This is a genomic window from Brassicibacter thermophilus (genome assembly GCF_055378355.1).
On the sequence record NZ_AP042446.1, the window covers coordinates 1,524,685 to 1,538,755 of the forward strand.

The 14,071-nt window shown below is 27.1% G+C and carries 14 protein-coding genes and 1 other RNA gene; 11 read left to right on the forward strand and 4 right to left on the reverse strand.

From position 1 onward, the window contains the following. Positions 1 to 113 precede the first annotated feature (113 nt). Positions 114 to 304: non-coding RNA, 6S RNA (ssrS, locus tag ACZ41D_RS07135), on the forward strand. Between the two features lie 18 nt (positions 305 to 322). Here the strand turns inward: ssrS and spoVB are convergent. Together spoVB and ACZ41D_RS07145 are read right to left on the reverse strand one after the other, a co-directional pair. Continuing rightward, the gene (spoVB, locus tag ACZ41D_RS07140) at positions 323 to 1,870 is read right to left on the reverse strand and encodes a stage V sporulation protein B (protein WP_464150745.1); all 1,548 of its coding nucleotides are present in this window, start codon (positions 1,868 to 1,870) and stop codon (positions 323 to 325) included. Between the two features lie 299 nt (positions 1,871 to 2,169). Next, positions 2,170 to 2,970 (reverse strand): histidinol-phosphatase HisJ family protein, encoded by an 801-nt coding sequence (locus tag ACZ41D_RS07145; RefSeq protein ID WP_464150746.1) that lies wholly within the window; start codon positions 2,968 to 2,970, stop codon positions 2,170 to 2,172. A gap of 198 nt (positions 2,971 to 3,168) precedes the next feature. On the opposite strand from ACZ41D_RS07145, the gene ACZ41D_RS07150 reads away from it, so the two are divergent. Both ACZ41D_RS07150 and ACZ41D_RS07155 read left to right on the forward strand, forming a co-directional pair. Next, the gene (locus ACZ41D_RS07150) at positions 3,169 to 4,266 is read left to right on the forward strand and encodes an IS30 family transposase (protein ID WP_464150747.1); all 1,098 of its coding nucleotides are present in this window, start codon (positions 3,169 to 3,171) and stop codon (positions 4,264 to 4,266) included. Between the two features lie 449 nt (positions 4,267 to 4,715). Continuing rightward, positions 4,716 to 5,603 (forward strand): YegS/Rv2252/BmrU family lipid kinase, encoded by an 888-nt coding sequence (locus tag ACZ41D_RS07155; RefSeq protein WP_464150748.1) that lies wholly within the window; start codon positions 4,716 to 4,718, stop codon positions 5,601 to 5,603. Positions 5,604 to 5,614: 11 nt separating this feature from the next. Here the strand turns inward: ACZ41D_RS07155 and ACZ41D_RS07160 are convergent, their stop codons facing one another. Together ACZ41D_RS07160 and ACZ41D_RS07165 are read right to left on the reverse strand one after the other, a co-directional pair. After that, the gene (locus ACZ41D_RS07160) at positions 5,615 to 6,010 is read right to left on the reverse strand and encodes a bactofilin family protein (protein ID WP_464150749.1); all 396 of its coding nucleotides are present in this window, start codon (positions 6,008 to 6,010) and stop codon (positions 5,615 to 5,617) included. 17 nt (positions 6,011 to 6,027) lie between these two features. Then, a complete protein-coding gene (locus ACZ41D_RS07165) occupies positions 6,028 to 6,966 on the reverse strand; it encodes a M23 family metallopeptidase (protein ID WP_464150750.1) in 939 nt (312 codons plus the stop codon). Positions 6,967 to 7,278: 312 nt separating this feature from the next. Between ACZ41D_RS07165 and ACZ41D_RS07170 the strand changes: the two genes are divergently transcribed. The 8 genes from ACZ41D_RS07170 (at position 7,279) to ACZ41D_RS07205 (ending at position 14,068) form a co-directional block, all read left to right on the forward strand. Beyond that, the gene (locus tag ACZ41D_RS07170; RefSeq protein WP_464150751.1) at positions 7,279 to 7,734 is read left to right on the forward strand and encodes a MarR family winged helix-turn-helix transcriptional regulator; all 456 of its coding nucleotides are present in this window, start codon (positions 7,279 to 7,281) and stop codon (positions 7,732 to 7,734) included. Positions 7,735 to 8,177: 443 nt separating this feature from the next. Beyond that, entirely contained in the window at positions 8,178 to 9,182 is a 1,005-nt protein-coding gene (locus tag ACZ41D_RS07175; RefSeq protein ID WP_464150752.1) for a LacI family DNA-binding transcriptional regulator, read from the forward strand. Between the two features lie 118 nt (positions 9,183 to 9,300). Continuing rightward, complete coding sequence (locus ACZ41D_RS07180; protein ID WP_464150753.1) at positions 9,301 to 9,681, forward strand: hypothetical protein; 381 nt, start codon at positions 9,301 to 9,303, stop codon at positions 9,679 to 9,681. Between the two features lie 138 nt (positions 9,682 to 9,819). Then, entirely contained in the window at positions 9,820 to 10,281 is a 462-nt protein-coding gene (locus ACZ41D_RS07185) for a chemotaxis protein CheW (protein ID WP_464150754.1), read from the forward strand. Positions 10,282 to 10,432: 151 nt separating this feature from the next. Continuing rightward, on the forward strand, positions 10,433 to 10,657 hold the full coding sequence (locus ACZ41D_RS07190; RefSeq protein ID WP_464150755.1) for a hypothetical protein: 225 nt from the start codon (positions 10,433 to 10,435) through the stop codon (positions 10,655 to 10,657). A 58-nt stretch (positions 10,658 to 10,715) separates the two neighbouring features. Further along, a complete protein-coding gene (locus ACZ41D_RS07195) occupies positions 10,716 to 11,894 on the forward strand; it encodes a sensor histidine kinase (RefSeq protein WP_464150756.1) in 1,179 nt (392 codons plus the stop codon). Continuing rightward, positions 11,884 to 12,531 carry a response regulator gene (locus tag ACZ41D_RS07200; protein ID WP_464150757.1) on the forward strand — a complete coding sequence of 216 codons (648 nt, stop codon included), beginning with the start codon at positions 11,884 to 11,886 and terminating at the stop codon, positions 12,529 to 12,531. The genes ACZ41D_RS07195 and ACZ41D_RS07200 overlap by 11 nt, the downstream gene beginning before the upstream one ends. Before the next feature lie 103 nt (positions 12,532 to 12,634). Then, positions 12,635 to 14,068 carry an aminopeptidase gene (locus ACZ41D_RS07205; RefSeq protein ID WP_464150758.1) on the forward strand — a complete coding sequence of 478 codons (1,434 nt, stop codon included), beginning with the start codon at positions 12,635 to 12,637 and terminating at the stop codon, positions 14,066 to 14,068. Positions 14,069 to 14,071 lie beyond the last annotated feature (3 nt).

Here is a 14,071-nt window from a genome sequence, read left to right on the forward strand (position 1 = left end):
TTAGGAATAGGCATTAAAGTTTACATAATTGCATATAAACTAAAATAAAGCTGATAAATTACTATATTAGGGTTTTTAAAATTATTAAAATTGTAGTATAATATATTTAGAAGTTAGTCCTGCGATGAACGACAGCCCAGTATAATTCAACCGACATAAGACATCCGGGAGCTCGGGTTCAATAACGTATGACATGCCTTTAATATGACATATCTTTAAGAGGAAGTCAAAAGTTATTGACAGGGCACCCACCTGCGTGAGAAGCGGGTATGAATTAGTTGGGCAACGTCATCTTGGGATTAGTAACCCTTAGGCCTAAGGCTTAAGGGTTTTGCTTTTTTGAAAAAATATTTTTTATCAGAATAGAGGGAAGACTTTTTGTTAAAAATAAAAATCCAATATAGATTAAACATCCTAAAATTAAACATGATAAGAATATTATATAATTTTTAATTGATGTATATGTTAAATAATTATATAAGATCATTACTGTTCCGATAGAAATTACGGAAGATAGTAGAGGTTTAATTATGAAATCTTTTATATTAATATGAATTTTAACATATTGGTTAACGCTCAAAAAGTTCAAGAAAGAAATGAGTACAACAGATATAAAGAAACTTATCAAAAAGCCATTTATACCAAAGCTTGGGTTACCTACGAGTTTATATGTCAAAATAAGTTGTAAAGTCATACCTATAATGTAATTGATTGTTGAAGAAACTTGTTTTCCTATGCCATGTAAAATTCCTGATAAAACGTGCTGTAAAGAAAGGAATAGAGTACTGTAACCTAATATATTTAAATATTTTGCTACTATACAGTCATCATAAAAGAAAATAGCAATTGGTTCAGCCCAAAATACATATACTAAAAAAATTGGTATAGACACTATTAATGTAATCCTTATGGAGTTTGATATATTAATTTTTGCATCTTTATATTTTTTTAAACTTATATCTTTTGACAGGTTAGGAATTATATTTATAACTAATGCAGATGTAACTATGAAAGGCAAGAAAATGAAGGGCATTGCCATACCAGTAACTCTTCCAAATATTTCAATTGATTCTTTGTGTGAATATCCTGCATGTATTAATCTTTGAGGTATAATTATTGTGTTAATTGATTGAAAAATAACATTGACTAATCGTGAGATAGTAATTGGAAAGGCTATATGATTTATTTGATACAATATTCTTCTTGATTTCATTTTTTTTATATATTTATAATTTATTTTTTTATTTCTTGAATATTTGAATATTAGAAAAAGTAAACCAGATAACTCTCCTATACTTATTCCTATTAAGGCAATACAAGCTCCTGTTTTAGAACTAATTGGTGATAGTAAAAAAATAGTTCCTAATACAAAGGTTATTCTTGTAATTTGTTCAATAACTTGTGCTATTCCAGAAATTTTTATCTGAGATAAACCATAATAATATCCCCTGAATATTGAAGATAGTGATATAAGAACTATTGAGGGGCTGACAAACATGAGTAATAACTGCATATCATTATTATGTAAAAAAATTTGACTAATTAGGTTTCTTGAAATTATAAGAATCATGCTTAAAGCAAATGATAATATTACAACTAATAATAATGATACCTTAAAAATATTTCTAATATTGTTATAATTATTTACTGAACTTTCTTTTGCAATAATTTTTGATATAGCGACAGGAATTCCTGCTGTAGTAAACGTTATGAAAAACATCAATATGGGAAAAACCATTTGAAAAAGTCCTATACCTTCAGGACCTATTAGTCTTGATAATGCTATTTTATAGACAAAACCTAATAATCTAACTAGAAAATTAATTATTATTAGTATTAATGTGCCATAAAGAAATCCTGATTTATTCAACATATCACCTCAAGAATATTTTTAATATATAAATATTCTTATTATAATTAGATATTACTTAAAGAGAATTATTAATTATATAAAGTAAATAATAAAAAATGAAATTAAAATATTAGCTATGTTGAAAGGACTATTTAATGGATTTTGTGTACTTATTATGTAATGGTTTAAAACAAACAGAAGTTTATTGTAATACTTGTAGTAGAATATGTTTACATCTTTTTCATTGCACAAATTGTAAGAGCGATAAAAGAAGAGAAATAAATAAAATAAAGCTATAGCTAATTTTAGCTATAGCTTTACTTTATTTTAATCATCTGTTTTTTTCTATTTTTGAAAGTACATATATATTTGAAACCTAAATCTTTTAAAAGTTTTTTTGCTTCATGGTATTGACTTCCTATATCTTGGGGGGTATGAGCGTCTGAACCTATAGTTATTATTTCTCCGCCAAGTTCTTTATATAATTTTAATATATCTATATGAGGATGGAAATATCCCATACCGTATCTCATACCTGAAGTATTTAATTCAATTCCTTTTTCCATACTAATTATCTTTTTCAAAACTATTTTTAATATATCAATGTATTGGTCAATACTTAGTCTATTTTCCATATAATTATAATATCTATCGACAATATCAAGATGGCCTACTACATCAAAGTTATCAAAGTTTTTTAAACACTTAAGCATAAAATTATAATAATCATTATATATTTCATTTAACTTTTTATTTTTATAAAAAGTGCCATCATATAATTCTTTTTCGTTTACTGAATGAATTGATAATATAACGAAATCTAACGAATTTAAGTTAATTAATGTTTCTAATTTTTTGTTTAAATTTGGGTGAGCACCTAATTCAACGCCTAGAAGTAGTTCTATTTTATTTTTGTAATTATTTTTTACTTTTTTATATTCTTTATAATAATCTGAAACATGAAAAACATAATCAATTGAATCAGGATAAAATCCTAAATCTATATGATCAGTAAAGGCTAATGTATCAATTTTCTTTTCAATAGCGCTGCTTACCATTTCTTCCATTGTAAATTTACAATCTATAGAAAAGTAGCTATGGACGTGAAAGTCTATCAAATCAACCACTCCTAAATTTTATTTACTACCTAAATAAATATTGTACTAGAAAAGTAGATATATGTAAAGATTCAATTGATTATATTAAAAGTTGGTTCATTGTAAAATTAAATGCAACAGGTAAAAAATATAGAACCATAGTGAGAAATCCTGTATGATATAGTTATCCAAACTAAAAAAATATAGGGAGGTCTCACTATGGTTCAATCTAATTGTACCACGAAAAGACGCTCTTTTAAACACCTAAATGTATATGAGAGAGGAAAAATTGCAGCTCTTTTAGCTGAAGGAAAGAGCCTTCGATATATTGCAAGACAACTTGGTCGTAATGCTAGTACCATTAGTAGAGAAATAAAAAGAGGGACTGTAACTCAACTTAAGTACGATTTATCGACTTATGAAGCCTATTTTCCTGAAGCAGGCCAGGCAGTATATGAAAAACGTCGTAAAAACTGTGGCGCTAAATGCAAGCTTTCACATGCTAAGGAATTTATTGAATTTGCTGAAAAAAAGATGTTAGCAGAAAAGAAGTGGTCTCCAGATAGCATCGTAGGGTATTGCAAAAGAGATCCTAAATGGAAGGAAAAACCGATGGTTTGCACAAAAACTCTATATAATTACATAGACAGAGGATTTCTTAAAGTACGCAATATTGATTTACAACTCAAACCTAGATTAAAACCTAAAAATAAAAACAACTCCAAAAAACATAAACGAATTATGGGCAAAAGTATAGATTTAAGGCCAAAAGAAGTAGAAACTCGTAAAGAGTTTGGACACTGGGAAATCGATACTGTTGTCGGTAAACGTTCGAATGACGCAGTACTTTTAACATTAACCGAGAGGAAAACAAGATATGAATTGATATTTTTACTAGATTTAAAGAACAGTCAAGCTGTTCGTAATGTATTTGTAGAGCTTAAAAACCGATATGGTGCTTTATTCTCTAAGGTATTTCGTAGTGTAACCGCTGACAATGGCTCAGAATTTAGTGAATTATCCAGTATTTTAGAGAAGTATAAAAGTGAAGCCTACTTTGCTCATCCCTATTCATCATGGGAAAGAGCAAGCAATGAGAGACAAAATGGTATAATCAGACGTTTTATTCCGAAAGGAAAAACAATAAAAAGAATACCTTTATCATTCATCCAGAGTATCGAAGACTGGATGAATGAATATCCGAGGAAGATATTGGATTATAAAACGCCAAAAGAATGTTTTTATGAAGAACTATTGAGTTTATGTAAGAATAGTAATGAATTCAAGGACAAGCATTTGCTGTTGTCTATCGTTTGAGATTTAGCAAATAAATGTAGCTAAGAAACAAAAGACAGGAGTGCCTTAGTAAATGATCTTATATCGTTAAGGCCTTTCGGCTAGTATGCCAAAAGGCCTAAAGCCAATTATATCATTTCGATACGTTGTCAAGGTCGGGTAGTATTTTCTCGCATATGCTCGAAAATCTCCACCCTTCCCTTGACAACAAAATAAAGTAATATCGACCTAAAATTATAAAACTATAAGAGTTTGGATATCTATACCATACTTCTTCTCACAAAGTGTTGCATTTAATATTGCAATTTAAATTATATTAAAAGTTTAATATTAAATAAAAAAATATTTAATTTCTAACATAATTGCTATAAAATAAAGAAATAGGGATATAATTTAGTAGAAGATGTTGTATGTTTATATATGAATGATAAGAGTTAAAAGATGTTTATTATCAATTAGGAAGTGATAGTATGAAAAAGGCTAAAATTATATATAATCCATCTTCAGGTAGACAGATAATACAGAGAAGGCTAGATTCTATATGTAAAATGTTAATGGATAATGGATATATTATGGGGAAGTATTCTACAACCAAACGAAACGATGCTTTTTATGAAACTATAAAATGCTGTAATGAGGATTGGGATTTAATTATTGCTTGTGGTGGTGATGGAACTGTAAATGAAATAGCTTCAGGAATTGTTAAAGGAGGTAGAAAAATACCTGTTGCAATTTTAGGTGCGGGTACCGTTAATGATTTTGCAAATTACTTAGGGTTACCGAAAAGTCCTAAGGAATTTTGTAATATGGTTTTAGAAGGAAAACAAATTGATGTTGATTTAGGTAGGATAGGTGATAGGTGTTTTGTTAATGTTGCTGCTAGTGGATTATTAACTAATGTTCCTTATCAAGTTCAACCTGAGCTTAAAACTATGTTTGGAAGAATGGCTTACTATATTCAAGGGTTAATGGAAATTCCAAAACAAAAACTTAAACCTATCAAAGTTGAATTTAATAGCGATGAGTATAGTAGCATGGAAGAAGTATTATTATTTCTTCTATCAAATACTTCTTCTATTGGGGGATTTAAAAAACTTGCACCAAGTGCTAATGTTTCAGATGGTTATTTAGATTGTATAATTGTAAAAAAATCTGATATTCAAGATCTTTTTAATATTTTTATAAATATTTTTAAAGGAGAACATATTAATCATCCAAATGTAGAATATTTTAGAACAAAAAAATTATCGGTAAATTCAGAAGATAATATACCTATTGATATAGATGGTGAATATGGAGGAAAGTTGCCTGCTACTTTTGAAGTGCTTTCTAATGCTTTTAGGATATTGATTAAGTAGCAGGGTTTCCTCTACTTACTTTTTTCTTGTTTTACTTTTTCATCTTTATTTCTATTAACACTATTATTATTCATTTTACAATTTCCTTCAAATATTGCATTTTCATCAACAACAAAATTGTTAACTTCAATATCACCAAAAAGTTTACCAGTATTTGTTATTCTTAATTGTTCTTTACATGAAATGTTACCATTAATTTTACCTGAAATATATATGTTATCACAAATAACATTGCCATTTATGTTTCCTTTTTCACCAAGTATAATATTGCCATTTAATATTATATCGCCTTCGATAGTACCATCTATTTTTATACTACCTTTCCCTTCAACTTTTCCTTGTAATTTTGTACCTTCTCCTATTAATGTATCAATTTTTTCATTGTTAATATTTGTTTTTCCAAACATTTTTATTACCTCCCAATTTAGTTATTATTTAAAACTTTGTATGGGTCAATAGGATTACCGTAGTACCTAATTTCAAAATGTAGATGAGTACCGGTACTTCTTCCTGTATTACCCATTTCAGCTATTATTTGACCTTTTTCTACGCTATCTCCAACTTTTACTAATATATTGCTATTATGCCCATAAATTGACTGATAGCCGTACCCATGACTTATTATTACTACTTTCCCATAACTACCATTATACCCAGCGTATGTAACAACACCTTTTCCAGCTGCTTTGATCTTTGTCTTAGGTTCATTTGCTATATCAATACCTTGATGAAATTCTCTTCCTTTTCCAAAAGGATTATCCCTATAGCCAAAAGTCGAAGTTATTCTTCCTACTGTAGGCATTAGATTAGGTTGTGCTTCTAAAAAATCTAATCTTTTTTCTACATCCGTAATAAGTGTATTTAGTTCTTCTTCACTTTTGTCTAATTGAATGGATAAATTATTAAATTCTGATTCTATTTCAGATTTATTGTATATGGAACTAGGTGATTTTCTTATATATGATTCTCCACCTCTAGAAGCAGTTGTTATTTCTTCATCATTTTCTTCCAACCCCACCATGGTTTTGACAGTATGTTGTAATTCTGATATATATGAAAGCTTTTTTTCAATTTCTGAAGTAATTGAATATAAAGATTCTATTTCTTCTTTTTGAGATGAATTAATTTTATTGAGGTTATTTAATGTGTTGAGAGTATCTTTATGTTCTGTTACAAGGCTTGTATAAGAATTCCTCAAATTATATGTATATATACTAAAAGTAATTATTAAAATTAATGATAAAGAAGTTAAAAGCTTAGGAAGATATGACGGTAAAACAACTTGCTTTGTTTTTTTTGAATGAGAGATAATAATTATTGATAAGTATCTATCTTTTTTTGATTTAGTATGAAAATGCTTCACAATATTACCACCCTTTCCAATTACAAAATAGATATATTTTATATTCTAGATAATATAAAAAAATCCTCTATTTATGTAAAAAAATAAATTAAATACTGAAAATTAAAATCTGACGAATTAGAATTTGTAGTTTATATTCTAGTGTGAAACATTGACTTAATTATTAGCAAAATGATAAAATACTTAGTGTATCGAAACAAGGTAAATATTGGTTTAGTAAAGGGTAAACAAGTTGAGGTTAAAAATGTCAAAAATATATTATTGAGTTTGAGTTTATGTTTATTATGAAATATATATAGGAGGTTAATTTCGTTGAAAACTAGTGATTATTCAGAAAAGGTTGTTTTAATTGAAAAGTATTTAAGGTATGTAGATTACGTAATTAGAAAAAAAGGTAGAGAGATATTGAATGATTTTGGTATAACTGGACCACAGTTTATTGCTCTTCAAATACTTATAGATTATGGTAATTTAACTATTGGTGAATTAAGTCAAAAAATGTCTTTAGCATGTAGTACTATTACTGATTTAATTGATAGAATGGAAAAAAATAATCTTGTCGAAAGGATTAAGGATGATAAAGATAAAAGAATTGTTAGATTGAAAGTCAAATCTATTGGCTATGAATTAGTAGACCAGGTTCTAGATAGAAGAAGAATTTATCTTTCTAGTAAACTGAACGATTTAGATGAAGAAAGCAAAGAATTTTTATTAAGAAGCTTGTTTAAATTATATGAGGCTATGAAAAAAGAAAGTATTGAAGGATAATAGTTTTATATCAATAAAAAATATTGATTTATCTAAAAACCGACTTTCCAGCATTTTGAACATTGCTGGATATTTTTTGATATATTCTAATATATTCTAAAAACTAAAATAACATGAAATAAATAATATTTAGTAATATCTATTGATTATTAAAGTATAATATAATAAATACAAAAGTAATTTTTTGTTGAAAAAGAAGGAAATACATGGAACTGATTAATAATAGATATAAAGTAGAAAATATTTTATATGAAGATTTAGATGGAACTACTTATGAAAAGGTTAAAATTATAAACAAGTTATAATTTTTTAAAATATTTTATTATGCAATTTTATCAATAAAACAAATAAAAATTAATATTTTTAATAATTTGCTTTATATTCAAATACATATATAATCATATTGTATGGTATAATAATGTAAAAGAGAGGAGGAAACTAAATTGACTGTAACAATTAAAGATGTTGCTAGACTCGCTGGAGTATCTATATCAACTGTTTCTAGAGTAATAAATGATTCAAAACCCGTTAGTCCTGAAGTTAGAAAAAGGGTTCTAGAAATTATTGAACAGGTTGGGTACAAGCCTAATGAAATTGCAAGAACACTAGTTACTAAAAAATCATACTTAATCGGTGTTATAGTTACCGATATAGGAAATTCTTATGTTGCACAAATGGTAAGAGGAATTGAAGAAGTTGGGAAAATGTATAATTATGACATACTTTTATGTAGTAGTTATGGTGATCAAAATGCTGAGTTAAAGTTTGTTCAGCTTTTAAATAGAAAACAAGTAGAAGGTATTATATTAATTTCCGATATATTAAATAATGATTTATTTGAAAATATAAATCAATACAAATTTCCTTTAGTATACTTAAATAGATATTATTATAAACAAGGCATTTCTACTGTTTCAATAGACGTATTTGACGCAGCTTATGAAATGACAAATTTCTTGATTAATTTAGGACATAACAAAATAGCTTATGTTGGTATTAATTTAGAAGGTGATTCTTTAGAAAAAACTAAAGAAAGTGGATATAGAAGAGCAATAAGTGAACATGAATTAGAAAATGAAATAGTATTTTACACTAATGGGAATAATATACAGGATGGATATGATATTGCAAAAGACATAGTTAATAATTCAGATAATGTAACTGCAGTATTTTGCGGGTGCGATGAAATTGCTATAGGGATCATGAATTATTGTTATGATAATAATATTAAAATTCCTGAAAAATTGTCTATTGCTGGTTTTGGAGGAACTAATATTGGTTCTATATTTAGACCAAAATTAACGACTATTAAGGAACCTTTTTACGATATTGGGGCAGTTGCTATTAGGAAGATTATAAAAGAGTTAAAAGGAGAAAAGCTTGAAGCTAATGATGTAATATTGCCATTTCAAATACTGAAACGTGACAGTTGTAAAAAGATTAAATAGAATAGAAAAGAATTTTAAAGCGAACTATGTTCGCTTTTCTATATGATTTTATACAATTATTAAACTAATTAATATACTGCTGATGAAAAACTTTCTATATTATGTAGAGGTGATTATTGTGAAAGATGAACAGAATAATAATGATAAATCTTTTTTTAAGAGTAAAAATTTTAAGAAAACTCTTTTAGGTTCGCTAATTGTAGTTTTAATAACTTTAATTATTACTATAGTTGTTAAAGGCAAAAATGTAAAAATAATACACTTTTCTAATGCTTTCTTTATTTCTGCTAATATTTTTTTAATTTTAGGTGTATTTTTGCGATTAAAGGCTTGGAAAATTCACAAAAAATCTGTTTTAAAGAAAAAAAGTTTTAAAGAAAGTTCTCATGATCCAGCTTTGGAAAATAAAGTGCTGAGATTTGCAGCAAAATCGTTTGGATTTATTGGTTTAGTTAATTTTTTAATATCAATTATATTTTCATTTTTCTTTTATTATTAAATTATTTATAGAATTGTAAAATAAAGTATTATATAAAATATTTAACAATATGATGAGGTATAATGTTTTAGTAAATTAGGAGGAATACATCATAATTTATAGAAATATACACTATTGAATTAAATGGGGGTATATGTAATGTCTGAAAAACAATATGTTATTTTTAAATTAGATAAAGAAGAATATGGAATAGATATAATGAATGTAAAAGAAATAAGTCAGTATCAAGAAATTATTAAAGTTCCTAATGCACCTAGTTTTGTTGAAGGCATAATTAATTTTCGAGGTAATGTTATACCAGTTATTAGTTTAAGAAAAAGATTCAATATGAAAGAATCTATTATAGGTAAAGATTCAAGGATAATTATTATTAGTATAGGTCAAAAAGAAGTAGGTTTTTTGGTTGATGAAGCTTCTCAGACTATTAGACTTGATGATAGTGATATTGATCCAACACCTGATATTATTTCAGGGGATGCTAGAGAATTTATAACAGGTATTGGAAAGCTAGATAATGGATTACTAATATTAATTAATTTAGAAAAGGTATTGTCTGAAAAAGAAAAATTATTAATTAATAAAATAGAGCTATCTGACTAATAATGACAATAATTAAATTAATTAGCAATAATATAAAAGAAAATGTAATAAAAAATTAGAATTTAATTCCAATAGGTGATAAAATTTTCATAGAACAACTCCTATTAGTGAATGTAGAGATATTGAGAGTATTTCAAATGATATAGAATTATTGTTGGACAAACGTAGAATTATATTAAATGATCTTCTTTTTAATGATTTAAACTTAGAAAATATGTCAAAAAAATTAATTCAGATTGAAACTGGACCAATATTAAAAGAAGATATGGATTCAATTAAGGAATTAAAAGAAAATCCTACTGATTTGGCATATGTATATAGCTTAAACATATATACGAGATCCAGTTACAGAATAAAGGTGGTAAGTTATATTTAAAAAAAATGCAACCAGTATGTAATAATTAGATTTTTTAAAAGAAATTTAGAGGTGTATTATGACAAAATTATCATTGGACATTGAGAGAATAAACAAAATTTTAAATGATACAATTAATACAATTACTAATAATAGAGATGAAATAAAAGATATTGCAGAAAATGTTAAAGCAGAAGTAGAAAAAATAAGAAAGGATTTAAATGAATTAAGGAAAAAGATTAGAATAATAATAGAGGAAGTTGATTTATTAGAAATTGAAGAAAAAAGGAGTAGAATTAGATTAGTATCAGTTAGTAAAAATTTTAATGTGTATAAAGAAAAAGATATAAAAGAAGCTTATGAAAATGCTAAGAATCTTCAGATAAAATTAGCATTAAAGAGAGAGGAAGAAAAAAGTCTAATTGAAAAAAGAAATGAGTTGGAAATAAGGTTAAAGAATTCTTTAGAAGTTGTTTCAAAGGCTGATAATTTGGTTAAACAAACTAATGTTATTGTTAAATATTTAAGTGGAAATTTAGATGATATAATTAAAACTATGGATGATATTAATAAACGTCAGTATTTAGGAATAAAAATTATAGAGGCTCAAGAAGCTGAAAGGCAAAGGTTAGCTAGAGATATCCATGATGGGCCTGCTCAATCAATGGCAAATATTTTGTTGAAATCAGAGTTATGTGAGAAGTTGTTAAGCAGAGATATAGATAAAACTAGAAAAGAACTTAACGAGTTGAAGGAAATTGCAAGACTTACTTTAAAGGATATTAGAAAAACTATATATGATTTAAGACCTATGTCTTTAGATGACTTGGGCCTAATTCCTACTGTTCAAAGATACATATCAAATTTTATGAATGATTCAAATATTGATATTCAGTTAAAAGTAATTGGACAAACAAAAGATATTGATTCAACAATTAAAATTGCAACATTTAGAGTAATTCAAGAAGCTCTTAATAATATTAAAAAACATTCTAAAGCAGACAGAGTGACAATTACTATAGAGAATTTGATTGACAGAATTAATGTTTTAATTATTGACAATGGGGTAGGATTTGACAGTACTACAAATTTTCAAAAGAAATGTACTACGATAGATAGTGGTTTTGGCATTGTGAGTATGCGTGAAAGAGCTGAATTGATAGGTGGTTTATTTCAAATAAAATCTAAACCCGGCCAAGGCACTAAAGTTTTTCTTACTATACCTATTGATAGAAAGGATGATATTGTTGAGGAATAAGAATATAACAGTTTTAATTGCAGATGATCATTCATTGATGAGACAAGGATTAGAGCAAATTTTGGAATTGGAGGATGATATTGAAGTTATTGCTCAAGCGTCAGACGGAGAAGAAACTGTAGAACAAGCTATTGAATACAAACCAGATATAATTTTATTAGATATTAACATGCCCAAGATGAATGGTATTGAGGCTTTGAGACGATTTAGGGATTTAGGTATAGAATCAAAGATAATTATTTTAACTATACACGATGATAAAGAATATTTGTTTGAAACAATTAATATGGGAGCTAATGGATATGTACTGAAAGACGCTGATTCGGATTCTTTGATTAAGGCTATTCATGATGTTTATTCAGGAAAAAAATATATTCAGCCAAGTATTGCTAGTCTTTTAGTTGATGAAATCAATTTTAATAAAGATGGAAGTAATAACTTCTTAAAAAAAGACTCACTTACAAAAAGAGAATATGAGGTTCTTACTCTTATAGCTGAAGGATTGAATAATAGAGATATCGCTAATAAATTATTTATTAGTGAAAAAACCGTAAAAAACATGTTTCTAATATATTTAAAAAGATTAAAGTTAATGATAGAATGCAGGCAGCAATATATGCATACAAACATAATATAAAGAAAATATAAATACAATTTTTATGATATAATATTATTTAGAGGTACTAATTAATTACATATAGTTTTATGAAATTATTGAACTTATTAAAAGGAGGTATATTATGGCTAAAAAAGTAAACGCTAAAGAACTTAATGAAAGGTTATCTCATAAATGGAAGAACGTATGGGAAAACATTGATGATGATGAGAAAGAAAAGGTTTTTGAATTGGGAGAGGAATACAAGAATTTTTTAGACAAAGGTAAGACTGAAAGAGAAGCGACAGATGAAATTGTTAAAGCGGCTATTGATAATGGATATATTGATTTAAAAAAAGTGATTGAAGAAGGAAAAAAAGTTGCTCCTGGAATGAAGATTTACGCTGTAAATAAGAATAAAGGTGTGGCTATGTTTATTATTGGAAGTGAAAGCCTAACAAAAGGAATGAACATTGTTGGTTCACATATAGATGCACCACGTATCGATATAAAACAATTTCCACTTTATGAAGATTCACAACTAGCATTACTTAAAACTCATTACTATGGAGGTATAAAAAAATATCAGTGGGTAAATATACCACTAGCTCTTCATGGAATAATAATTAAAAGCAATGGTGAAAAAATAAATATTGTAATTGGAGAAGATGAGAGCGATCCAGTATTTGTTATTTCTGATATATTACCTCATCTTGCAAAAGATCAAATGAATAAAAAAATGAGTGAAGGTATTACTGGTGAGGGGTTAAATATAGTTATTGGAAATATACCTTATGATGTTGATGAAGAATTAGATGAAAAGATTAAGCTAAATATTTTAAATATATTAAATAAAAAGTATGGTATAACTGAATATGATTTTACTACTGCTGAATTAGAAGCAGTGCCAGCAATGAAAGCTAGAGATACAGGTTTAGACAGAGGTATAATATCAGCATACGGGCATGATGATAGAGTATGTGCATATGCGTCTTTAAAAGCAATATTAGATGTTAATTATATTCCTAAAAGAACTTCTGTAGCTCTTTTTGTAGATAAAGAAGAAATAGGAAGTGTGGGTAATACTGGAATGCATTCTAGTTTCTTTGAAAATTGTGTTGCAGAACTTTTGTATTTAACTGAAAAGGATTATAATGATCTAATGATAAAAAGAGCTATGTCAAATTCTATGGTTTTATCAGGAGATGTTGCTGCTGCTGTAAATCCTAATTTCCCAGATGTACTGGACAAAAGAAATGCACCATATTTAAGTAAAGGCTTAACTTTAGTTAAATATACCGGTTCTCGTGGAAAAGGCGGATGTAATGATGCAAATTCAGAGTATATTAGCTATATAAGGAAAATATTTGATGAGAATAATGTTATTTGGCAAATGGGTGAACTTGGTAAGGTTGATCAAGGTGGTGGAGGAACTATTGCTTATATTTTAGCTAATTATGGTATGGAAGTAGTGGATTGTGGAGTTCCAGTAGTAGGTATGCATTCACCATATGAATTAATTAGTAAGGCAGACCTTTACATGGCGTATAAAGGTTACAATGCATTTTATAAAGCTTAGAAA